Below are 23,407 nucleotides of genomic sequence, written 5' to 3' on the forward strand. Positions count from 1 at the left end.
ACGGAGTTGAACAACGGGCGATCTTTGACTTGCAGAGAAGCTACCCGGCGTCTTGCAATGCGTGGCCTTACCAATGTCCGGGAAATCGATTGCCGGAGACCAAACTACGTTATCCGGGGCGTGCGTAATCAACAGGCCTTGCGGGTTGAGGTTCGGGCGCGTGATGGACGCGTTGTGCGCGTTGATCGGTGGCACAGACCCCACCGCAGATAGTATTTTCGTCGCCTGCTCCAGATTCAAAAGCAGAATTTGGATCTCTGAAATTAAGCATGGTGGGTTAATTAGCCGTGGGTTTTGGCCCGTCGCTCATCGCTTTCGTTTTCTGACTTTGTCTTTCTTAACGTGAAGTTATTTCTGACGCTTACTGCTTCAGAGGGAGGATATCATGAACCGATATATGTTCAGCTTGTTGGTTGTTACCGCTGTCAGCTTAGGCACGAGCGCTTGTACGTCGTCTGAACAGAGAACTGCCGGATATGGTGTCGGCGGCGCTGCAATCGGTGGGCTCGCCGGTGCTGCGATTGGCGGCAATACGCGCGGAGCGCTCACCGGCGCTGCAATCGGTGCTGCGGCCGGAACCTTGGTTGGTGTCGCCCAGACCCGAAATGGCGTTCAATATTGTCGCTATCGCGATCAGCACGGTCGCGTCTTTGAAGCGCCTTGTCGATGAGGCTTGCATCAATAGCGAGTTGAGAACGTCTCAATGAAGGCTTCGGAGGGAAAAGACATGTCTCGATCCATTGCCGCTATCCTTGCATTGCTAGCCTTGACCATCGTGGGTTCTATTGCGGAGCCGGTTCCGGCGTTCAGCCAGAACCAAACCGCTCTGGTCGGCACCAGAATAAATAACGGCCACAGAATCCGCTGTTCGGAGGGCGCCAGGCTCTTGAGAATACGGGGCTTGCGAAATGTTCGCGCAATAGACTGCAGGGGAAGTCATTTCCTCTATCGTGGAGATCGTTTCAGACGAACTTACGATGTAACGGTGCGCGCGCGTGATGGACGCATAACCAACGTCCGCACTGTGAGATGGCGTCGCTAATAACACGGTCATAGCCGGGGATGCTCTTGGGATTACTTCGTGAAGAGAAGGGCTTACGCATGGAAGTTCACGAATTAAGTCATCTGGAGCGCAAAGCAATTGAACAGAAGAAATGGAAGGGGTTTCTTGGCATTGGCATCCTCCTGTTAGCTGGAGGCGCGCTCTGTCTGTTTCTACCGGTCTTTTCGGAATTTGCGGCAAGCACCGTCTTCGGTGTGGTCCTTATGGCAATTGGTCTCGTGAAGATCGTCCAGTCGCTTAGGGTAAAAAGCTGGGCGGGCTTCGTCTGGCAAGAATTGACGGGTGTGGTGGAACTGGTCGGCGGAATTATGATCTATCTCAATCCACTCAAAGGCGCGCTTGCGATAACGCTGTTGATCGCGATCGTGGTTTTTGTGCATGGATTTCTGCAGATTGCCTTGTCGTTCAAAATCCATCCCACAAAAGGGTGGTACTGGTTCGCGGTCTCCGGGTTCATCGCCTGGATAGCCAGCGCCGCACTCTTCCTGAAATGGCCTTTGACGCGTGAACTCGCATCGGGATCAATCGCTGGAATTGCCCTGCTGATTGCCGGTTTTGCCTATGTCGCAATAGCTCTGAGTACTCGAAATGCATGAATGACAGGTCATTGCATGACCGCAGGGAGGACCCGACATTGATTAAGACCCTCGGTTATTACTCCGCGAATGTCGCCCTTTCCGGGTTGCTTTTGCTGTCTTTCATGCCTCCTGCCGCCGCCCAACAAAGCACAACAACCCAGCCCGCGCCATCGGTGGTCGTCAGAAAGGCGGGCTCGGCGCCTTCCACGGCCCCGCTCCAATTCAATGGACAAGTCGAAGCAATAGAAGCCGTTGACATTCAGGCCCGGATTACGGGTTTTCTCAAAGTGAAGAGCTTTGAACAGGGAAGCGCAGTCAAGACAGGCGATCTCCTCTTTGAGATCGAACCAGACCAAATGCGGGCGGCGGTGACTTCAGCAGAAGCGCAGGTCGCTCGCGCACAGGCGGCCCAAAATGCTGCCCGACAGACCCTGACGCGAACACGCACACTGGCGAACCGGAACACCGCTTCACAAGCCTCTCTGGATGATGCTCAGGCAGCGTTCGATATCGCTTCCGCAGACGTTCAAAGCGCAGAGGCTGCGCTTAATACAGCCCGACTGAACCTTTCTTACACGCAGATCCGTTCACCGATCAACGGCACAATCGGCCGGTCTTTGTTTACGGTTGGAAATCTGGTCGGCCCCAGCGCCGGGTCCCTGGCGCGTATTGTTCAGCTCGATCCTGTCCGCGTTGTTTTTTCCATTACCGATCGAACGCTCATCGCCATTCGCCAGAAAGAGGCGCGCGGTGGAACCGTTGATCTGAACAGATTCCAACTAACGCTTACCCTCGCCAACGGCAAGCAGTATGGCTCCAAAGGTAACATCCAGTTCATCGACAACGAGGTCAATCCGCAAACGGGCACAATTGCTGTACGCGCGCTGTTTGCAAACCCGGACCATATTCTGGTTCCGGGCCAGACCGTCGCTGTCAGCCTGCTGGATGAAACGGCAAAAACATTACCGATTGTTCCAATGGCGTCTGTTCTGCAGGACCGCGAGGGCAAGTTTGTTTTTGTGTTGAACGACAATAACACTGTCACTCGGCGGCAGATTGTGACCGGCATACGCATCGGCAACGATTGGTCCGTCAAAGACGGGATCAGCGCGGGAGAAACGATCGTCATCGAAGGCTTGCAAAGAATTGCGGATGGGCAGTCCGTATCACCTCAGGAATCGTCACCGGATGAACCGGGGGCTGCTCAATGATTTCAGAAACCTTCATCCGACGAACGCGCCTCGCAATCGTTATCTCGCTTCTCATCTCCATTGCTGGCGCCATCGCCGTTTTCTCACTGCCCATCCAGCAATACCCGCAGATCACCCCTCCAACAGTTTCTGTTTCGGCGATATATCCCGGCGCGAGTGCGGAAGTGATTGCCGACGTTGTGGGCGGTCCGCTGGAAACAGCCATCAATGGCGTGGATGATATGATGTATATGTCATCCACGAGCTCGAATGCCGGTCAATATTCATTATCAGTCACCTTTGAAGTGGGAACTGATCCGGAACTTGCGCAGATCAATGTGCAGAACCGTGCGCAGCTGGCAATCTCGCGATTGCCTGCCGCTGTCGCACAACAGGGCGTTTCTGTTCGATCACGCTCACCCGATTTTGTGCTGGGCATCGCTTTCTATTCTCCCGATGACAGTTTGAGCGCGCTTGAGATCACCAACTTCACCACGACGACCATTGTCGACGCGATTTCACGCGTGGCAGGTGTCGGTGAGGCTAGTGTCACCGGCGCGTCTGAATATTCGATGCGAGTCTGGCTCAATCCTCAAAGAATGGATGCGCTCGGGATAACCATTGATGAGGTTTCCGCGGCAATCCAACGCCAGAATATCCAGGCTACCCTCGGGCAGTCTGGTGCGCCGCCCATGCGGGTTGGAACGGAACTGCAATATACGCTGGTCGCACAGGGGAGGTTGCGAGATGCCGACGAATTTGGAGCTATCGTCATTCGCACCGGCGCCGACGGAGCCAAGGTATTTCTCCGCGACATAGCCCGTCTTGAACTTGGTGCACGCAATTATGCTTCAAGAGCCAGTTTTGCTGGTCATGAATCGGCGATGCTGCAGATTAATCAGTCGCCCGGCGCCAATGCGATACAGACTGCGACAGCCGTTCAGGCCGAACTGAAGCGGCTCTCCGCCAGATTTCCGGCAGGACTGCAATATCACGTGGTTTATGACGCAACGCGGTTTGTGGACGCTAGCTTGCAATTGACGACGCGCACATTGTTTGAAGCCTTTGCAATCGTGCTCGCGGTGACATTTATCTTCCTGCAAGACTGGCGCGCGACACTGATCTCGGCCCTTGCCATACCGGTTTCCATGCTTGGTGCGGTCGCGGTTCTATTGGCGGTAGGCTATTCGTTGAATATGATTTCGTTGCTGGCCTTGGTTCTCGCTATCGGGCTTGTCGTCGATGACGCTATTCTCGTCGTGGAAAACGTCAAACACGTTCTGGACGACACGCCCGACATCACCGTTGTCGATGCGACGCGCAAGGCGATGTCTCAGATCACCGGACCGATCATCTCAACGACGCTCGTGCTTCTCGCCGTGGTCACACCCACAGCGTTTCTCGCGGGTATTGGCGGACAGCTCTACCGCCAGTTCGCAGTGACAATCTCATCGGCGCTGGTCATTTCGTCGTTCGTTGGCCTCACGCTAAGTCCGGCATTGGCGGCGTTGCTGCTCAAGCGCGGGCAAAGCGGTTTCAAGAGAGGACCACTGGCGTGGTTTACTAACTTCATGGAACGAAGCCGTGATGCTTACGGCAGGGGCGTGGGCATTCTCGTCAAATATTGGTATGTGCCGCTTGCAGCCATTGTGGCCTGCTTTGCCGGTGCCTATCTCATTTTTGTCAATCTACCCGCCACTTTCCTGCCTGACGAGGATCAGGGAGCTTTGTTCGTTGATATCCAGCTGCCAAGTGCGGCTTCGCTCGACCGCACCAATCGCATCGTTGAGAATGTCAGAAAGGTGCTAAACGAGACCGCCGGGGTTCAGGATGTGATCACGGTTGCGGGCTTCAGTATTCTGCAATCGACGAGCACGCCCAATGGCGCTATGGCGGTTGCCGCATTGCTACCCTGGGAAGACCGGGAAAAAGAAGAGCTGCGGCTTAATAATATTATCGGCACTCTCCGGTCTCAATTCGCGCAGATTCCCGGTGCCATTGTCTCAGTTTTTGCGCCACCGGCGATAGCCGGTATCGGGTCCGTTGGCGGGCTCGATTTCCGCCTCCAGGCATTGCAAGGACAGTCTACGGAGGAAATTGCACAGGTTACAAATGCATTGCTTGGCTACTTTAACCAGAACGGCGAGATCGGCGGGGCGGCGACGACTTTCAATGCGAATGTACCGCAAATCTATGTCGACGTTGACCGTTCCCGTGCGGAAGCGCTGGGGCTCAGTGTGTCTGATATTTACGCGGTGATCGGCGCCAATTTTGGCTCGCGCTATGTCAATGACTTTACGCTTAATGGGCGTGTCTTTCAGGTGAATCTGCAAGCGGATTCCGATTTTCGCGCGCATAGCGAAGACATTTTGAAGCTCCACGTGAGAAACCGAAACGGAACAATGGTCCCGTTGAGCAGTGTCGTGTCCTTGACCACCGTTCTGGCCCCTTTCGTCATTACGCGTTATAACCTTTCGGTCTCAGCACAGGTCAATGCGGTTCCGGCTCCCGGTGCGAGCAGTGGCCAGGCGATGGCGGCAATGGAGACCGTGGCATCCCAAAAACTACCTGATGGCTATGGTTATGAGTGGTCGGGCCTATCCTTTCAGGAAAGCAGAAGCAGCGGTCAGGAAGGCATCGTCTTTGCCCTTGCTTTTCTTTTCGCCTATCTCTTTCTGGTCGCTCAGTATGAAAGTTGGGCCTTGCCTGCGGTGGTGATTGTTTCATTGGGCGCAGCATTGCTTGGAGCAGTCACAGCCCTGAAAATCTTCGGGCTGCAAAATAGCCTCTATGTGCAGATTGCGATGGTGTTGTTGATCGGCCTTGCCGCCAAGAATGCAATTCTGATTGTGGAGTTTGCAAAAGAAAAGCGGGAAGCAGGTCTGTCGGCGAGTGAAGCGGCACGGACGGGAGCTGAGCAACGCTTCCGTGCCGTGATGATGACAGCTGTATCTTTCATTCTGGGCATCATCCCTTTGATCGTTTCTTCCGGCGCGGGTGCGGGCGCTCGTCAGGCCGTGGGTGTGACAATCTTTGGAGGGATGGTCGCAGCAACGACGATTGGTCTGTTACTCACACCGGGTTTGTATTTCATTGTGCAACGAATAACCGAGCGTTTAGGAAACCGCCGTGATCAATGACGGAACTGTATCGCAAGCGTCACGGCGCAGCAGTTGTTTTCATTCCGGCAAGCATACGGTGAAAAGCTCGATCATGGCCATGAGGAGGTTGAACCCATGAACTCTGTAAAACAGCGCTTTCATCAGTTGGCACTCTTATTGAGCCTTTTCTTGTTAGGTTCTGGCAGCGTTTCATACGCTCAGTTTCTGGATTCCGTCAAAGCCGGTAATGGAATAACCGCCAGTGCTGTAAGCAGAACTCCCATCGGAACTCGCGTTGTGCTCACCGGTTCGATCAAGGGCAATATGAGAAGAGCTCATTACATTTTTCAAGATCACACTGGAACGACGAGAGTCCGTATCGAACGAGAAATTTGGCGGGGCAGAAAAATAGGTCGAAAAGATCAGATCGAAATCCGAGGGCGTGTCGATAACGATGTGAGAGGAAGGTTCATTGACGTCTACTATTTTAAAATACTCAAGTAGAATTAGAGAACCTAGACCCGTCGAATTTATAAGAATTCGATATAAGCATTATTTTCTTGATATATTCCGTCTAAAGTAGTTTCATTCAATAATTCCGAATGCATTCTCTCCAACATCGGCTGAGGGGTCAGATAGCATGGGGTTGCTTGGAATACTGCTGGGACTAGCGCTACTCATGTGGTTTGCCTATCGCGGCTGGAGTGTGCTTCTGCTTTCTCCTGTAGCTGCTCTTCTCGCCGCGCTCATTTCCGGGGAGCCTCTTCTGGCAAACTGGACATCAACCTTCATGGGCGGGACTGCCAGTTTCGTGGGACGGTGGTTTCCACTTTTTCTCCTGGGTGGTATTTTTGGAAAGCTGATGGATGATAGCGGCTCCATCACCTCGATTGCACGATATCTGACGGAAAAACTCGGCGTAAAACGCACGATGCTATCCGTCGTGCTGGCATCGGCAGTCGTCACCTATGGGGGCGTCAGCGTATTCGTTGCCTTCTTCGTTCTCGTGCCCATGGCGCGGGAAATGTTCAAGGCAGCCAATATACCAGCCCGTCTGATGCCTGCGGCCATTGGGCTTGGTGCCTTTACCTTCACCATGTCGGCAATGCCGGGCACGCCTTCCACAAACAATGCCATTCCGATGCCCTATTTCGAAACCACGACCTTTGCAGCGCCGGGACTGGGGATCATTGCATCCATCATAACACTAGTGTTCGGCATGTGGTGGCTGCAACGCGCGGAAGCCAAGGCGCGGGCTGCAGGTGAAAATTATGTCGATGACACCGGCGAACTGGAGATTACGGAAAAGGTCAGAGAACAATCGACGCTTTCAGGTGATTTCGACCCCGCAGAACTCGAACACGGCGCACGAGCCGACCACCAGCCGCCTTTTTTCTTCGCGGTCCTGCCCCTGCTTGTCGTCATCGTCGTCAATTTCCTGATGGCGCTCATCATCCTGCCCCGTATTGATTTCTCATTTCTGGAGCAGGAGCCTTGGGGGATCGATGTCGGATCATCAATAGGTTTGTGGGCGGTGCTTATTGCACTAGCGGCCGCCATTTTGACCCTGATAGCGGTCAATTTTCGCCGCCTTCGGGCGATCCGCGAAAGCCTCGACGCAGGCGCAAACTCCTCTGTTCTGCCCATTCTCACCATAGCGAGCCTCGTCGGGTTCGGTGCAGTTGTGGCAGCGATGCCTGCTTTTTCCGTGGTTCGCGATGCGGTGCTTGAGGTGCCGGGCGGTCCGCTTGTCTCTCTGGTTGTCGCCATGAATGCGCTGGCAGCCCTCACCGGAACAGCATCCGGCGGCATGGCCATCGCACTCAATGCGCTGGGCGACGAATATATGCGATTGGCGATCCAGTACGGGATCAATCCTGATCTCATGCACCGTTTGACGGTCATCAGCGCTGGTACACTGGATGCGCTGCCGCACAATGGTACGGTGCTTCTGCTCCTTCAGATCAGCAAACAAACCCATGCATCAAGCTATTTTGACATGGTCATGACTGTGATTGTCGGCGTGATTATCTCGCTCGCGGCGGTTTTCGTGCTGGGTTCAATGTTTGGCTCCTTCTGAGCATGGCCATTGTTGTTGAAAGGAAGTTGAAATGAAAAGGACATCTCTCCTGATTGCCGTCCTGCTCTCCTTGATGGCGAGCCCCGCATTCGCACATCTCAACCTAGCCGAGCATGGTTCTTTCGCCGCTGGGTTTTCTCACCCTCTTTCGGGCGCCGACCACATCCTTGCAATGGTTGCCGTTGGCCTTTGGGCTTCGATGCTCGGTGGGCGCGCGCTTGTCGTCGTTCCGCTAAGCTTTGTCGGCGTCATGCTGCTGGGATTTATGGCGGCACTCAGTGGGATAACTCTTCCCTATGTCGAACCAGTCATCCTTACATCGGTAATTGTGCTTGGCCTCATTGTCGCCATGGCGTTCCACGCATCGACCCTGACTGCAGCGCTCGTCGTCGGCTTCTTCGCATTCTTTCATGGCTATGCCCATGGTGGGGAAATCGGCAGCGCGGCGTTTCTTTCCTATGGTGTTGGGTTTGCGCTAGCGACGGCATTGCTCCACGCAGCAGGTATTGGTGCGGGCCTTGCAGCAGGCCGCATCCTGCAAGGTCGGACGGGGCAGATGATAATGCGGGCGGCGGGCGGCTTTGCCGCGCTCAGCGGGCTTTACCTGATGGCCGGATGATGTGAGCCGCATCTTGCTGGATCATTCGAAGAGACACGCTGAAGTTGATGGTAATAATGCCGGGCCGGAACCGGGCTTGCCCGTGCACTCTCCGGCTCTGCCTATGCTGCATCTCATGCGACTTGTCAGTCCCAGCCAGCCTGTTGGCGCTTTTTCCTATTCGCGTGGTCTTGAATGGGCCGTGCATGCGGGAACAGTTACGAACGAGGAAAGTTGTGCCGGATGGGTGTTCGGCCTTCTGGAACACAGCTACGCTGCGCTTGACGGGGCGATTTTCTGGCGAATGTTTTCGGCACTGACGCGAAGCGACGATGCCGAATTCTGCCGCTTGAACGACTGGCTTGGGGCAAGTCGAGAAAGCAGCGAACTCGAGCTTGAGGATCGCCGCATGGGCGAAAGCTTGCTTACGCTGCTGTCGGAACTTGGTGTCGAGCGGGCGCGCAACTTCGCTTCGGAACAACGGGCAACCTACCCCGCAGCCTTCGCCATCGCGGCGCTTAACTGGAATATAGAGCCGGTCGATGCACTGCGCGGCCTTATGTGGAGCGTGGTGGAAAGCCAGGTCATGGCGGCAATCCGGCTCGTTCCGCTCGGCCACACGGCAGGCCAGAAGATGCTTATTGCTGGAGCAGAGAAGATCGAGCGGGCCGTCGAGAAAGCATGCACGCTCGAAGACGACAAAATCGGCAATACAGCGCCCGCACTGGCTATGGCCAGTGCCTGGCATGAGACGCAATACAGCCGACTATTCCGGTCGTAAGCGTTGCGTTTCGCGATATCGCTCGAGATTTTCCTCTGCCGAACTTGCATCAGCCGGAGGGACGGGCACCAATGCCTTGAAAGCATACTGACCGATCAGCATGACCCAAGTGACGAGGACGAATGTCGAAGTCAGCACCGGCATTCCAATCGGTTTCAGGAAGATGGCTACCGAAGCCCAAAGCCATGTGGCCACGACAGCGCCGAAGATCGCGTAAAGAAAACTGCTCCAGCTGAAAACAAGGAAGAAGCCGCCAAGCGCAATTGCCGTTAACGCGGCATTGTAACCGAAAAGCCCATCGCGAATGGCCCCTTCCGGTCCGCCGAATGCGGCAGCTATCAAAGCTCCGGTTATCGCTCCCAAAAGGCCCATCAGGGCGCTTATCCGGGAATGGATCGCGATAGCAGCAAGGATAATGTAGCCTGTGATCCAATTATCCTGAAAGAATATCTGTCCGATGGCGGTGCCGATCCCCATATACCAGGTTGGGAGTACATAAGGGACAGCGTAGGAAAACTGTTCCGGTGACACCGGTTTCGCCATTGGCCCCGCATCGATGGCATCAAATTTGAGAATTGCGTACAGAAACAGCCAACCGACAAGCACGAATGGCATTGTTAGAGGCGCAACCTTGTGCGGGCCCAGAAGCGCTCCGATACTCGCGAAAGCCATTGTGGAAAAAGCTGCGCCAAAGATGAGATAGATCGTCATGGCCGGTGACGGCAGCGCGCCGCTGCGAAAATCTGCACTGGTAAATGCAATCAGCGCAAGCGCGACCAAAGCTCCATTGAATCCGAACAGGCCACCACGAATGAGCCCCTTGTCGGCCTTGAGGATGATTGCCGTCAGTGTGCTGGCGACCACACCCACCACACAAATAAGGGCATAAATCCAGGAATTGACCAGAATAGCGAACAAAATGACCAGCCCGGAAAGCGGGTTGTTCTGGAACACCACTTGTCCGATACCGCGCAGCGTCCAATCGATAAACCCCAGAGAAGGATGATCCCGCATCGCATTGAACTGCATATTTTGTTCCTTCATGTACCGGTAAACATCCCCGTTTCTAAAGAATGAGGAAATGCTCTATCGCTTTGGTTTCGCTAACCCCCGTCAGTCGCTTAAAACAGGAAATAGCGTTGCGCCATCGGCAGAACATCGGCTGGTTCACAGGTGATCAATTCGCCATCCACCCGCACCTGATAGGTTTGCGGATCGACCTCCAATTTGGGCGTAAGACCGTTGTGGATCATGTCCTTCTTGCGGACCGTTCTAATCCCTTTGACCGCAACCAATTGCTTGCTGAGTTTCAGCTTTTCGCCGATACCATCATCAAGCGCTGATTTGGAAACAAATGTGACGCCTGTGGAGCCAAGCGCCCGCCCCAACACACCATACATTGGACGGTAATGGACCGGTTGGGGCGTCGAGATCGATGCGTTGGGATCGCCCATCGGCGCAATCGCAATCATACCGCCGATCATCACAAGGCTGGGTTTCACGCCGAAGAATTCCGGCTTCCACAATACAAGATCAGCCCGCTTTCCAACTTCGACAGACCCAATCTCATGAGCGAATCCATGCGTAATCGCCGGGTTAATCGTATACTTCGCGACGTACCGCTTGGCACGAAAATTATCGTTCCGGCCGCTATCCTGACTCAGGGGGCCGCGCTGCACCTTCATTTTATGGGCGGTTTGCCAACAGCGAAGCGTTGTCTCTCCAATGCGACCCATGGCTTGAGAATCCGATGACATCATCGAAAACACACCCAGATCATGGAGTATGTCTTCTGCTGCAATCGTTTCGCGCCGAATGCGGGATTCCGCAAATGCCACATCCTCCGGAATTTTCGGGCTGAGATGGTGGCAGACCATCAGCATATCGAGGTGCTCATCGACCGTATTGATGGTGTAGGGACGGGTCGGATTGGTTGAGGACGGCAGGATATTTTCTTCGCCCGCCGCCGTAATGATGTCTGGAGCATGCCCGCCGCCGGCACCTTCCGTATGGAAACTGTGAATGGTCCTGCCCTTCATGGCAGCAAAAGTATCCTTGACAAACCCGCTCTCGTTCAGCGTGTCTGTATGAATGGCCACCTGAATATCTTCTTCGTCGGCGACATTAAGACAATTATCGATGGCGGCAGGGGTGGTTCCCCAATCCTCGTGCAGCTTCAGGCCAACAGCACCGGCCCTGATCTGTTCACGCAGAGGTTCAGGCTTGCTTGCATTGCCTTTGCCCAACAAACCCACGTTGATCGGAAGCGCTTCCACAGCCTCCAGCATACGATGGATAGCCCATGGACCAGGCGTAACCGTCGTTGCAAGCGTACCAACCGTTGGTCCCGTTCCACCGCCAACCAAAGTGGTGGTGCCGCTGGCCAGCGCTTCTTCCGCCTGCTGTGGCGCAATGAAGTGAATATGTGTATCGATGCCGCCTGCGTTGAGAATCTTGCCCTCGCCCGCAATTACGTCGGTTGCAGGTCCAACGATGATGTTGACACCGGGTTGGATATCGGGATTACCTGCCTTACCGATCCCTGAGATACGACCATTCTTGATACCTACATCGGCTTTGATGATGCCCCAATAGTCGAGAATAATGACATTGGTGATCACCAAATCGGCGGTTTCGGCTGAAGGCCGTTGGCCCTGCCCCATGCCATCGCGAATGACCTTGCCGCCGCCGAAGGTTACTTCCTCGCCATAGATACAACGGTCTTCCTCAACCTCGATGATGAGTTCGGTATCTGCCAGACGCACACGGTCGCCCTTTGTCGGGCCATAGAGTTCGGCATAGGCCTGCCTTGATATCCTCCCCATCTGTCCCTCCTAGAGTTTCCCGTTGATTTTTGCGTTGAAGCCATAGACTTCACGGTCGCCATCAAGCGCAACCAGTTCGACTTCACGATCCTGTCCCGGCTCAAACCGCACGGCAGTCCCGGCGGGAATATTGAGCCTGAAACCTCTCGTTCGCTCCCTATCAAAGACGAGCGCCTCATTGGTCTCATAGAAATGATAATGCGAGCCAACCTGTATCGGCCTGTCGCCGGTGTTCTCGACAGCAATGGTGCAGGTTTCGCGACCGTTGTTGAGGTCGATCGACCCGTCTTCGATGAAATATTCACCCGGTATCATGATCGTCTCCTGAAGCGCGTACCGAAAAGCGCCAAGCGTTTTCGGTACAAGATGCGGGCAGAACCAAAAGCAAGAGCAATTTCGGTCATTCAGAAACGCACTAAGGAATCGGGTTGTGAACGGTCACAAGTTTGGTGCCGTCTGGAAAAGTGGCTTCCACCTGAATGTCGTGGATCATTTCAGGCACGCCCTCCATCACCTCATCCCGGCTGAGAAGCGTGGCCCCGTAGGACATGAGTTCCGCGACCGTTTTACCGTCGCGGGCACCCTCCAGAATTTCAGCGGAGATGTAAGCCACAACCTCTGGATAGTTCAGTTTCAACCCTCTGGCTCGGCGTCGCTCCGCAACCAATGCTGCAGTGAAAATCAGAAGTTTGTCCTTTTCACGTGGCAATAGTTCCATCGGTAGACCCTCTCCAAAGTCAGTTATGTGGCCCAGATGCGCGGTGCAGTGGCCGGTTTTCCTAATCCCATTTCGCGTAGAACCTCCCACGCCCTGCGAAATAGCGCCTTGGCTTCCGACATCCGCCCGCCGAGATAGCGGCAGACAATCACCCTTTCGAGCCGCGACGCCGAAAACAGATTTCTGGCTGTGTCACCCACCGCTTCGCGAATGGCCTGAAGTGCGTTTTCCGCAGCCGGACCGGCATAAACCATCGTGGCAACAATTGGTTTGGCGCAAAATGCATAAGCCGCATTCACTGCTGGTGCGGCACCACGAAGGCGAAATTGTTCGAACCAGATTGGCTTTCCGTCCCTGAATATTTCGACCCGTTGCCGGACTTCGCCCCTGTCGAAGCTTTCCTGACAGGCAGGACGCCCCAGACTGAAAATGTCCCACCCCAGATAGACTGCATCACCGCTCAGGGAGACATGCGTGCTTATGGATGCTCTGGCGCCGTCAAAAACGATTGTTTCCTGCGGGAGATACTCGCATATGCCACCTTCACTCACATCGATCCTAGTCGTCTGTGCGCTCTGGCCTCGCTCACTGCGATAGAATTTCGTGGCGCCCGGTGTTGTCAGAACAGCCCTGGCCTTGCGACCCAAAAAGCACGAAATATCAAGAATATCATCCCCTGCAACGCCACCCGGCGGATGAAGGAGATAGACATGCGCGCTGCCGTCTTTCTCAGGATAAAAAGGCTGTTGAACCGCAAGGGGACCCACATGGCGCCGCCGCATCAGCCGCGTCACTTCACGATTATGCTCAAACCGAAGTTCAAGCTCTGCATGCCAACCCTTGTTCATCTACAAAAGCCACCTCTGTGCTATTGGAGAACTTAATTGCGCTGTTGACGCATGAGGTAAAAACTGGGCAAGGCAGTAAAGTAAGTCGATAATAACAAGGTGCCATGACTGCTACAAGTTTAAAGTTATCGACACTCATGGCGACCGCCAATTTAAATATCAGTGTGTGAAAATTGAGTTCGCAGCTGCAATTCTTGTTAATTTCAAGAGCGTACAAAAGCTCTGGCGGCATCCCTCGAAATTCTTCTATCGATTGGCGAGGCGCTTGATCATCCTGGCTGGCAGATAAAGCACCAGCGAAGCTTGTTCGAGTGTACCCTGCCCCGCCACGGCAAATGCATCGTCCATACTTGCATATTCATCAGTCAAGAACTGACGCAAAAAGTTACCCGACCCCAGAAGCTTGATCAGTGTGTCAGAACTCGCGAACAGGGTGTGCCCGCCACGATCCACCTGCGAGACATCAAGAACCTGAATGTCCTTGTTTTGCAGGAACGCTATATCAGCGCCGCTCCCAACACGAGGCTGGCCTCCAGTCAATCGGCGCGAAATATCGAGGGCGCGGTCCCGACGCGAAACAACGATAGTAAAAGGTCGCGGTAAATGACTAATATCATTCACCTGGCTCCTGAAGAGATCAGGGTCGAGGTCTGGCGCAGCAAGAAGCACCCCCTTGATCCGCTCAAGCACCTTTCTCTGATCCCGGATGGAAAGGGTTCTCAGCGCTTCCATCACGACAACCGCCCCCATTGAATGACCGACGACAATGATCCCGGTCGCCTTTGAGCGCGCCACAAGTTGAAGCGTCTCAGCCAGTCCATCTCTGGCAATGAGCGCGCTGTCACGATCATACAGATAACGTGTCAGTGCACCGGCTGAAGCCCATGAAAAATGAACGGGCAAAGACCCCACGTCATAGTCATGCACGATCTGGGCGTTGCGAAAAAGCCCCTCTGCGAAATTGTTATTATAGCCGTGAACGAAGATAAACACTTCGCGCTGCGATGCAGGCCGCTCGGATAATCTCCGGTTGATTTCACGAACCATGGCCTCTCCATTTGGAAGGCTCAAATAGTTGGTTGCGCTGAACTGCCGTCGGGGATCTGGCCTGGACGCAGACGTTTCCACCGATCCGGGCCGGTGATTGTGTGGAATGCGAACATCTATGGTGGAGAACTTCAGCGCATCCGAACGCGCGCGTGTATAGGCGATTTCTGGGTCGTCTGAACGATCCCGAACCGTAGCAACCATGAGAGGAACCACATCGCCTGACTGCGAATAAGACTGCTCAGCCGTACCCAATCCAGTGACAGCGCGAGGCCCCGCACATCCCACAACCACCGACAATACCAGTACAACTGCGAGAAACGGTCTCATAAAACTCCCCCGCAACGCCGCATTCAATGACGAGGTAAAAGCTTTTCAATAGCTTAGCCCGCTGGCACATTTGACAAATGCTTTTCAGCGTTTGGCTTAGGCGTTCCTACTCATCTAACAAAGAAGTTTTTCAGAACGCGGCTGGCTCACTCGATAGTAACTTACGAAAGGGATTTAACAAAGCCAGCTTATTCCACGATACAATCATCGTCCGCCAGCGGATTAAATTATTATCAACTCCGCGACAGCCAAATGAACAGAGCGATGTTTCGGACCGCCAGCATCGCGCCAAAACCTTCTTTCAATTAGTGCATATTCTGGTTGCGGCTACGCTCCTGCGTCAGTTCTGCGGTGGTCTGGCCGAGCCGCTTCGCCAATTCCCGCATGATCGTGATGGCCATTTCCGGATAGTCACCGAGGATTTTCGTGAAATGCTCCTTGCTGATGCGCAAGGTCTCCAGAGGCGTCGCTGCTCTCACCGTCGCGGTGCGCCCCATATCGCACAAGATGCCAATTTCTCCAACGATGGAATTGGGCTGTGCATCGGCAACCTTGATGGGCCCGCTTGGTGAATCGACAAGAATATCCGCGCCACCCAGAAGGATCACATAGGCGGCATCGGATATGTCGCCCTGATGGAACAGCGTTTCACCGGGCTTGAAAGTCACGCGCTCAGAGGTGAAGGCGAGAAGCTTTAGCTTCGCCGGTTCTATTCCAGCAAAGAACGGCATGCGCCGCAGCATTTCGACTTCATCCTTCAACAACATCGATCTTCCCTTTCATCCCGCCTTACGACAGCAAATCCTTAAGCGGTCCATCCTCCTGCATCAGCGCCTCATAGGTGCCATCCTGAACCACCCGCCCATGATCAAACACGATAACGCGGTCGAAATCTCTGGCGAGAGAAAAATTACTCAACGCCCATATTATTGCGGGTTTATGACCTTCTTTATGCAGCGTATGCATAATATTTCCAGCGATCTGAAACTGGATACGCTGATCCAGTGATGGCAGCGGCCGGTTGAACACGACATAATCGGCATGTTTAAGCAGAGCTCGCGCCATATTGATTTTCTGACGCTGCACGCTTGTCAGTCGCTTGCCACCCGAGCCGACATCAAAATCAAGCCCGATGATCAGGATCGTCCGCTGCTGGCCCGTTTCCTCGAAGAGATCGATGAGGATCGACCGGATTTTGTCCGACGCATTCATCTGTCCATAGCTGATCTTGCCAAACAGCAGATTGTCGAGAAGCGTGGCGTGCTTGATGAAGCGGTCCGGTTCGTAAGGCTCGATCACAGCGCGCAGATCGTCCGGCGTATCGCGCAGAAAGCGTGTTCTTGCCTTGAGAATCTTGGCCTTCAACGCGTCGGTCAGAAGGCCGAAACGATGCCGTGGCTCAATATAGGAGAAGCTGAGACGCACGATGTTGACGCGGTCTTCGTCCGAAACCGCATCAACACTGAGCCCCTTCACCCGCTGCAAAAGCGTCTCATATTCGGGAATGTCTTCCGGCCGCATGAAGGTTAGCTGCTGGAAGAACGGGTGGTCGGGCGGCAGATCGCGGAAAAGCTCGATAGCGTTCTCAGCGATTTCGAGGCTCATGGCGTAAAGATCGGCGAGTAGATCGTCCTCGCCGATTACCTCGCGGAAAAACGGATGCGCCGCCAGTTGCCGGATGGTCATGGAGGAGCGGTCGAGCACGCCGAACAGCAGATTTTCACCCACCGTCGCCTGCGCGTTATAGACATCCGGCTCAAAGGGAATGACCAACGCCGCCATATCACCGCCGTCAAGCCGCTTACGCAACGCCTGCCGGAGTTCCACGATGCGCGAGATGAATTCCGGATGCGCAACCGTATCGACCTTCGACAGAAGCGCTATATCGAAAATGTCATGGGTGACCATCACTGCGTCGAGGATGGGGCGCACGACGGCGTAGAGCCCGTCCCGTCCCGAAATGCCCATCGCCGCGTAATCCACCCAGTCGCTATTAAGATCGAAATCGGGATTTCGCGCCCGGCGCGCCTCGGCAATTTGCCATTGCCGTTTTTTCGCGTCATCGCCTTCATAGGCAACCTTGGTCAGGGGCGCATGTCTGAGCCCGTAAAGCAGATTGTCACGTAAAGAACCGCTGAAGAAATAGCCATCACCCGACGCATAGGCGATGCGTCGCCCGGTGACCGATTCAGGCAGTTCGAGAAGATCATGACCGTCGATGGCGACCCGCCCAGTTGCAGGCCAGACGAGTCGGCCCAACAGTTCGGCAAATACATCGCTGCCACTGCCCGCAGGCCCGATCAGCGCCACGGTCTCGGTCGGCTTCAGCTCCAGGCTGACATGTTCCAGAATCGGCGCGCCGCTGTCGTCTTGCACCGTGACATTGCTGATGACGACCGGCTGGTCGAGCGCCGGAACAGTGTCATAGTGGACCGATTGCACCTTCGGGGCGATGAGATTATCGACGCTGAACTGCTCGACCACTTGTGCATACTTGACCTGGACATCCTGGCGGTTCTGGTCCCAGTCGATCAGTTCCTTGAGTGGACCCGGAAGGTCCTTATAGGCATTGATGACGGCAACAAGCTGGCCGATATCGAGCCGACCCTGAAGCGCCAGAATACCGCCGATCATGTAGAACAGGAATGGTGTGACCTGAGCCAGAAAATTGTTGATGAACTTGACCAGAAATTTCCACTGATAAAGATCATAGCGGATAGAGAAGATGTGCCCCAGCCGGTTGGCGATATCGGCCCGCTCGAAATTCGACGTATCGTTGCTGTGAATGGCGCTGATGCCGTCAACGATCTCGCCGACGCGGCCCGAAAGTTCCCGCGCCGACAATTGACGCTGGCGCCCCAGTTCCAGAAGCCGCTTTCGCATCCGGGGAATGATAATGCCCTGCGCGGCAACAATGATCGCCGCGATCATGCCGAGCCAGAAATTCTGCATCAGAATGAAGACGAGCGCCGTCAGGGCCTGCCCGCCGAGAAGCGCCGGCTGCACAAAGGCGTCGCCGGTAAAGCCTCCAAGCGGCTCCACTTCGTCCTTGATCATGGTGGCGATTTCCGCCGAGCGGACGCGTTTGAAATGGAATGGCGGGAAACGCAGCACCCGGTCCACCAGCTCGAAACGGATGCGGCGTAGCATCCGTTCGCCAAGCCTGCCCTTATAGGTATTGATATAGAGCTTGAAGAGCCCGTTGATCACGACCAGCAGCAGGAAAACCATGCTGAGGCCGATCAGCATCTGGATGCGGGTAAGCTGCAGCCCGTTGAAGAACACCACCTCGCCCAGGATCGGGAAATCATAGGTGATGCGCATGAAAGTCTGTGTGGCGCCCGGCTTCTCGAACCCTATGCCCTGAATGGGGCCGTTGATGATCTGCTTGGGCAGATCGAACGAGAGAAAATAGGGGATCATCGACACGGCGACGACAAAGAGGATCCAGGCTTGCTGGGCGCGTGTCGTGGACCAGATATAGCGAGCGAGGTTCTTTTCCATGAAGTCCCGTTTTGAGATCGATGGCCCGCCGGGCCGTGCTGCTATCGCGCCAACGCGGTCAATCGCTCTGTCTATATCTATGCATTCGCGAAACCTCCTCCGCTTTTGCCAGTATATTTGTAGTGCGTTTGCAACAAAATGGAAGTATCTCGCGTCACTTAAAAGCGTAATAACAATGGTTGAGAGAACTTAGTGCCGCAAACTGCACAGCTTTAATGTTGCTAACGACGGCGATAAAGAAAATAGCGGTTCGCGGCGACGCTCTGCGGTAGAGGCATGGGCGTCAATTCAGGATGTTCGAGCGGCAATCCGCAGGCGGCTATGCCGCCACGTTTCAGGAGCGAGGCCACAGCGTCGGGGAGCCATGTTAGGGTCAGTGCATCCAGATCTTCATGGCCAGTGCCGATATCCGCATGCACGAGCGCTGCCTCGATGCCGAGATAATCGCCAATCGTGTCCTTGATCTCACCGACCACCAGATTGTCGCCCTGAGGTGTCGAACGTTCGAAAGAACGCGCCACCCGATCAAAAGCGATGATCCGGCGATCCGGAAATAGCTCCCTGATATGATCATATGTGCGGCCGTTACCGAGACCAAGCTCCATGATCGCACCGGGAATTTCGCGGACATCGTCTGCAATGCTGTTCAGGATATCGCGCTGGGCGCAAAGACGGCGGATGAAACTGTCGAGACGACTCATGATCTGTTCTTCAATCTAAAAATGTCCGAGACATCCGCTTACACAACGGCAGACATAAAGTCGACCGCGACCGATGATGCACGGCTGCGACCCGACCTGAGGGTGACTATGCCTTGACGATATTATCGCCGCTGATGGCGCGGCGTCCGAACGCATTTCTGGTATCAACGATCAACGGCGCCCATTTGGCCAGCGCCTGATAGTCGATCTGATCGTGATCGGTGGCGATCAGCACAGCGTCAAAATTTCTGACAACCTCTTCGGTCAGCTCGACCGAGGCGCGACCGCGAAGTTCGATATAGTCGCGCGTCGGCGGGATCGTTGAGACGAAGGAATCGTGATAATCGGTCGTTCCGCCACGGGCCTCAATCAGTTCGATCAGTTTAAGCGACGGGCTTTCGCGGATATCGGGAACATTTTTCTTGTAGGCGAGGCCGATTATCAGCACGCGCGAGCGGCTGACGGCTTTTCCGTGGCGGCGATCAAGCGCTTCGGCAAGACGGTCGACGACATGACGCGGCATAGCCGAATTGATCTCACCGGCAAGTTCGATGAAACGCGTCGGCAATTCATATTCGCGCGATTTCCAGGTCAGGTAGAACGGGTCGATGGGAATGCAATGACCGCCAAGTCCCGGCCCCGGATAAAACGGCATGTAGCCAAACGGCTTAGTCTTTGCGGCTTCGATCACTTCCCAAATATCGATGCCCATGGCCTCGTAGACGACCTTCAATTCGTTGACGAGAGCGATATTGACTGCCCGGAAGATATTTTCCGTCAGCTTTACCGCCTCGGCGGTGGCATTGGATGAGACCGGAACGACAGTCTTGACCGCAGCTCCGTAAAAGGCGGTCATAAGTTGCGAGGCCTCTGGGCCATCACCGGCGACAATCTTCGGGATACTTGAGGTCTCGAAATCGCGGTTGCCGGGATCCTCGCGTTCTGGCGAAAAGCCGAGGAAGAAATCCACGCCGGAACGCAGGCCCGTGTTTTCCAGAACAGGCCGTACCACCTCATTGGTGGTGCCGGGATAGGTGGTGGATTCCAGCACGATCAGCTGACCAGCTTTTAAGGTTCGGGCAATCGCGTCACAAGTTTTGACGACGAATGACAGATCGGGGTCCCGCTGCTTGGTCAGCGGCGTCGGAACACAAATGATGATGACATCGCAATCGCCGAGACTTGAAAAGTCAGTCGTCGCACTGAAACGGCCTTCACCAACATGACGCCCCAGCACCGTATCGGACACGGCTTCGATATAGGATTTGCCATCGTCTATCATGACGATCTTGCCGGGGTCGATATCGAACCCTATGACGCTGAAACCGCTATTGGCGATGGTCATCGCCAGAGGCAAGCCGACATAGCCGAGGCCGATAACCCCCACGCGCGCCGAGCGATTGGCGATAGCTGAAAACAGGTTCCCATGAAGCGGGGCAGAGTCGGTCAAGATCATAGCTCTCCAGCAATTGATATCCTTCAGTGGCGGATTTACGGGCCAGCTGTCAAGGATGCCGCCGATGGGTAACTATATGTTCACCGGAAACCGAGCGATTTTACTTTAGTGAAACTGGCTTTGCCGCGATTACACGCTATATTGGTCGCAATGATTTGCTGACGACCGGCCATGACATGGCTGAGGGCTAGAAAGAATAACAAGCGATGGATGTCCCCCGGATTCCTATTTCCGAAACATTGCTCAGCCCGGTTTTACACTGGCTACAACAATCTGCGCTCAATGGCGCAAGCCTCGAAACTCTGGCCGAAGGATTTTGTGAAAGGTTGGCGGCGGCTGGCGTGCCGCTGATGCGCGTCCATTTAAGTTTTTCGATGTTGCATCCGCTTTACGACGCGCTCGGCTTCACCTGGATACGCGGCAAGGGCATGGAAATCGAGGGTTTTCGTGCTTCCACCAGCGAGAAGGATGCAGAGCGGTTTCTGACCAGCCCCTATTTCCATCTGCTTAGCAACAACCTGCAATATCTGCGTCGTCAAATCGACCCATCTGCGCCATCGGAGTTCCCGGTTTTCGATGAATTGAAGGAAATCGGAGCCACCGATTATCTCGCCTTCGTGCAATCCTTCGGCGATGGCAACAGTCAGGGTATGGTCGGCTCTTGGACCACAGATATCCCCGGCGGCTTCGGTGACGACGTGGTGGAGACATTGCTGAATATCCAGAACAGCCTGGCAATCGCCGCAAAGATGGCGGTGCTCGGCAAGCTCGCAGACAATATGGTCACCACCTATCTTGGCGGTAATGCTGGCAAGCGCGTGTTATCCGGCCAGATTCGTCGCGGGGATGGAGAGACCATTCGCGCTGTGCTCGTCATGGGCGACATGCGACAGTCGACGGACCTTGCCGAAAAGGCGGGCAGGCAGGTCTATATTGACACGCTCAACGAGTTTTTCGATGCAATCGCCGCGCCCTTCAACAAGAATGGCGGCGAGATTACGAGTTTTGTCGGAGACGGGTTCCTCGCAGTCTATCCCTGCGGACGTCACCGGGAGCCGTCGCAGATCGCGGCGCGCGCGGCAATGGCGGCAGTGCGGCAGGCAACTGCAGCCATGGTCGACATGAACAACGAACGAAAAAGGAAGGGCCTCGACGAGGTCCGCTATGGAATGGGCCTGCATGTCGGCAACGTGATGTTCGGCAATGTCGGCCTCAAGGACCGGCTGACGTTCTCCACATTCGGCAGCGCCGTCAATGAAGTGTCGCGGTTGCAGGGGCTGACGAGGCTCTATCCCGACCATCCGATTATCGCCAGCGAGGCGTTCACCAACTATTGCGGTGGCGACTGGGTGACGCTGGGTGCGAAGAAACTGCGCGGCGTACAGGACAAGGTGACGATATTGGCGCCGGGTGGGGAAAACCTGAAGATGAGCAGTATTGAGGCAACCGGAAGGAACAAGCCGGATGCAGGCTCCGAAGCCGAGCAAGTGATGCTGCTTTTCCGCAACTCCCGCGACCGGAAGCCCCCGAAGCTTGAGGGGAACCTTCTTCAATGATCAAGACATGTGCTGTGGCACTGCTTCTATCCACCGTGTTTGTCCAAGTCTCAGCGATTGCCGATCCATTGAACACACCCCTTTTCGATACTTTCGATGGTGAAGATTTTTCACCCACCGGCGGGCTTTATTACCGCGATAATGATGAACAGAAAGCGGGAACGGTCGAGTTCCAGAGTGCGGTCACCCGCACCGGACCGCGCGCCTTGAAACTGAGCGTGCGATCCGGTTGCAAGGCAACAACGGAAAACTGCAGCGAAAGGGCGGAAATCTGGGAAAAAACCGAGCTTCGCATTCCATACGACCAAGCCGTCTGGTATGGTTTTGCAGTAAAGTTCGCCGAACCCATCCCACAAGACGACCATCGCTATGTGATTGCGCAGTGGAAGCGTGAGATCGGCCCCGGAACAAAAGGCGACTTCAGCCCGTTTCTGGCGGTGCGGCTCAACAAGGGCAAGCTCTTCATCACTGTAGAAACGAATTATCACCCGCCAGTCTCCGCCGGGACCAAGGGCACAGCCGCGACATGCGATAAAGGGTCAACCCCGGTTTGGTTGCGGCCAGAAACCAACCAGATGCGGGCGCTTGTCGCGACCGACGACAACTGGGTCGCGGAAGATGGCGGCCTCTTCTCGGCATGCACCGACAAAATCACTATCACGCCCCGCGGCAACAGCCTCCCCTCTCCCGACTCCGGGTGGATCGATTTTGCGATCATGACGAAACCCGGCCCGGACGGAACCGGCCATATCGAAATTTTCGCCAACGGTCTCTGGATCTCGACAATCAAAGGCTATATCGGCCACAACGATCCCGGATTGGGCAAGAACCAGTACTTCAAATTCGGGCCATATCGTGCGGCTGGAACCGGCGAATGGTCGCTGTTTTATGATGATTTTCGCAGGTCAGCCAACTGCAAGGACGTTCTTCGCGACAGCAACGCATGTGACCTCATCAAGTAATCCTTCCGAGCTGAAAGCATTGTCCCGCGCGTATCTTCGCGCAGGGGCGTGACAACTGCTGGATGCGTG

20 protein-coding genes are annotated in these 23,407 nt (G+C 54.9%); 10 read left to right on the forward strand and 10 right to left on the reverse strand.

Annotation, left to right across the window (positions count from 1 at the left end; genetic code table 11):
• The first annotated feature begins 385 nt into the window (after positions 1 to 385).
• The 8 genes from QLQ11_RS18610 (at position 386) to QLQ11_RS18645 (ending at position 9,391) form a co-directional block, all read left to right on the forward strand.
• A complete protein-coding gene (locus QLQ11_RS18610) occupies positions 386 to 670 on the forward strand; it encodes a glycine zipper 2TM domain-containing protein (protein WP_109366116.1) in 285 nt (94 codons plus the stop codon).
• A gap of 431 nt (positions 671 to 1,101) precedes the next feature.
• Entirely contained in the window at positions 1,102 to 1,659 is a 558-nt protein-coding gene (locus tag QLQ11_RS18615) for an HdeD family acid-resistance protein (RefSeq protein ID WP_283735229.1), read from the forward strand.
• 38 nt (positions 1,660 to 1,697) lie between these two features.
• Positions 1,698 to 2,852 carry an efflux RND transporter periplasmic adaptor subunit gene (locus QLQ11_RS18620; protein WP_283735228.1) on the forward strand — a complete coding sequence of 385 codons (1,155 nt, stop codon included), beginning with the start codon at positions 1,698 to 1,700 and terminating at the stop codon, positions 2,850 to 2,852.
• Entirely contained in the window at positions 2,849 to 5,971 is a 3,123-nt protein-coding gene (locus QLQ11_RS18625) for an efflux RND transporter permease subunit (protein WP_283735227.1), read from the forward strand. Before QLQ11_RS18620 ends, QLQ11_RS18625 begins: the two co-directional genes overlap by 4 nt.
• A gap of 96 nt (positions 5,972 to 6,067) precedes the next feature.
• Complete coding sequence (locus QLQ11_RS18630; protein ID WP_283735226.1) at positions 6,068 to 6,436, forward strand: YgiW/YdeI family stress tolerance OB fold protein; 369 nt, start codon at positions 6,068 to 6,070, stop codon at positions 6,434 to 6,436.
• A 136-nt stretch (positions 6,437 to 6,572) separates the two neighbouring features.
• Entirely contained in the window at positions 6,573 to 8,012 is a 1,440-nt protein-coding gene (locus QLQ11_RS18635) for a GntP family permease (protein ID WP_140025564.1), read from the forward strand.
• A 31-nt stretch (positions 8,013 to 8,043) separates the two neighbouring features.
• Positions 8,044 to 8,631 (forward strand): HupE/UreJ family protein, encoded by a 588-nt coding sequence (locus QLQ11_RS18640; RefSeq protein WP_140025565.1) that lies wholly within the window; start codon positions 8,044 to 8,046, stop codon positions 8,629 to 8,631.
• A 1-nt stretch (position 8,632) separates the two neighbouring features.
• On the forward strand, positions 8,633 to 9,391 hold the full coding sequence (locus QLQ11_RS18645) for an urease accessory protein UreF (RefSeq protein WP_140025566.1): 759 nt from the start codon (positions 8,633 to 8,635) through the stop codon (positions 9,389 to 9,391).
• Here the strand turns inward: QLQ11_RS18645 and QLQ11_RS18650 are convergent.
• From QLQ11_RS18650 to QLQ11_RS18695, 10 genes are all read right to left on the reverse strand, one after another.
• Positions 9,377 to 10,420, reverse strand: coding sequence for an urea transporter (locus QLQ11_RS18650; protein ID WP_283735225.1), 1,044 nt, complete (start codon positions 10,418 to 10,420; stop codon positions 9,377 to 9,379). The genes QLQ11_RS18645 and QLQ11_RS18650 overlap by 15 nt on opposite strands.
• A 92-nt stretch (positions 10,421 to 10,512) precedes the next feature.
• The gene (ureC, locus tag QLQ11_RS18655; protein ID WP_283735224.1) at positions 10,513 to 12,216 is read right to left on the reverse strand and encodes an urease subunit alpha; all 1,704 of its coding nucleotides are present in this window, start codon (positions 12,214 to 12,216) and stop codon (positions 10,513 to 10,515) included.
• A gap of 9 nt (positions 12,217 to 12,225) precedes the next feature.
• Complete coding sequence (locus QLQ11_RS18660) at positions 12,226 to 12,531, reverse strand: urease subunit beta (RefSeq protein WP_283735223.1); 306 nt, start codon at positions 12,529 to 12,531, stop codon at positions 12,226 to 12,228.
• Between the two features lie 100 nt (positions 12,532 to 12,631).
• A complete protein-coding gene (gene ureA, locus QLQ11_RS18665) occupies positions 12,632 to 12,934 on the reverse strand; it encodes an urease subunit gamma (protein WP_109366128.1) in 303 nt (100 codons plus the stop codon).
• Positions 12,935 to 12,957: 23 nt separating this feature from the next.
• Entirely contained in the window at positions 12,958 to 13,782 is an 825-nt protein-coding gene (locus QLQ11_RS18670; protein ID WP_140025569.1) for an urease accessory protein UreD, read from the reverse strand.
• 246 nt (positions 13,783 to 14,028) lie between these two features.
• Positions 14,029 to 14,829 (reverse strand): alpha/beta hydrolase, encoded by an 801-nt coding sequence (locus QLQ11_RS18675; RefSeq protein WP_283735222.1) that lies wholly within the window; start codon positions 14,827 to 14,829, stop codon positions 14,029 to 14,031.
• 635 nt (positions 14,830 to 15,464) lie between these two features.
• Positions 15,465 to 15,926, reverse strand: a complete 462-nt coding sequence (locus tag QLQ11_RS18680) for a cyclic nucleotide-binding domain-containing protein (protein WP_140025571.1) — start codon at positions 15,924 to 15,926, stop codon at positions 15,465 to 15,467.
• Between the two features lie 22 nt (positions 15,927 to 15,948).
• A complete protein-coding gene (locus QLQ11_RS18685; protein WP_283735221.1) occupies positions 15,949 to 18,663 on the reverse strand; it encodes an ABC transporter transmembrane domain-containing protein in 2,715 nt (904 codons plus the stop codon).
• A gap of 221 nt (positions 18,664 to 18,884) precedes the next feature.
• Entirely contained in the window at positions 18,885 to 19,364 is a 480-nt protein-coding gene (locus QLQ11_RS18690; RefSeq protein ID WP_140025573.1) for a class I SAM-dependent methyltransferase, read from the reverse strand.
• Between the two features lie 106 nt (positions 19,365 to 19,470).
• A complete protein-coding gene (locus QLQ11_RS18695) occupies positions 19,471 to 20,820 on the reverse strand; it encodes a nucleotide sugar dehydrogenase (RefSeq protein WP_283735220.1) in 1,350 nt (449 codons plus the stop codon).
• A gap of 206 nt (positions 20,821 to 21,026) precedes the next feature.
• On the opposite strand from QLQ11_RS18695, the gene QLQ11_RS18700 reads away from it, so the two are divergent.
• Entirely contained in the window at positions 21,027 to 22,376 is a 1,350-nt protein-coding gene (locus tag QLQ11_RS18700; RefSeq protein ID WP_124915377.1) for an adenylate/guanylate cyclase domain-containing protein, read from the forward strand.
• On the forward strand, positions 22,373 to 23,338 hold the full coding sequence (locus QLQ11_RS18705; protein ID WP_283735219.1) for a polysaccharide lyase: 966 nt from the start codon (positions 22,373 to 22,375) through the stop codon (positions 23,336 to 23,338). The genes QLQ11_RS18700 and QLQ11_RS18705 overlap by 4 nt, the downstream gene beginning before the upstream one ends.
• Positions 23,339 to 23,407 lie beyond the last annotated feature (69 nt).

This window comes from Ochrobactrum sp. SSR (assembly GCF_030067775.1).
Taxonomy (GTDB): Bacteria; Pseudomonadota; Alphaproteobacteria; order Rhizobiales; family Rhizobiaceae; genus Brucella; species Brucella teleogrylli.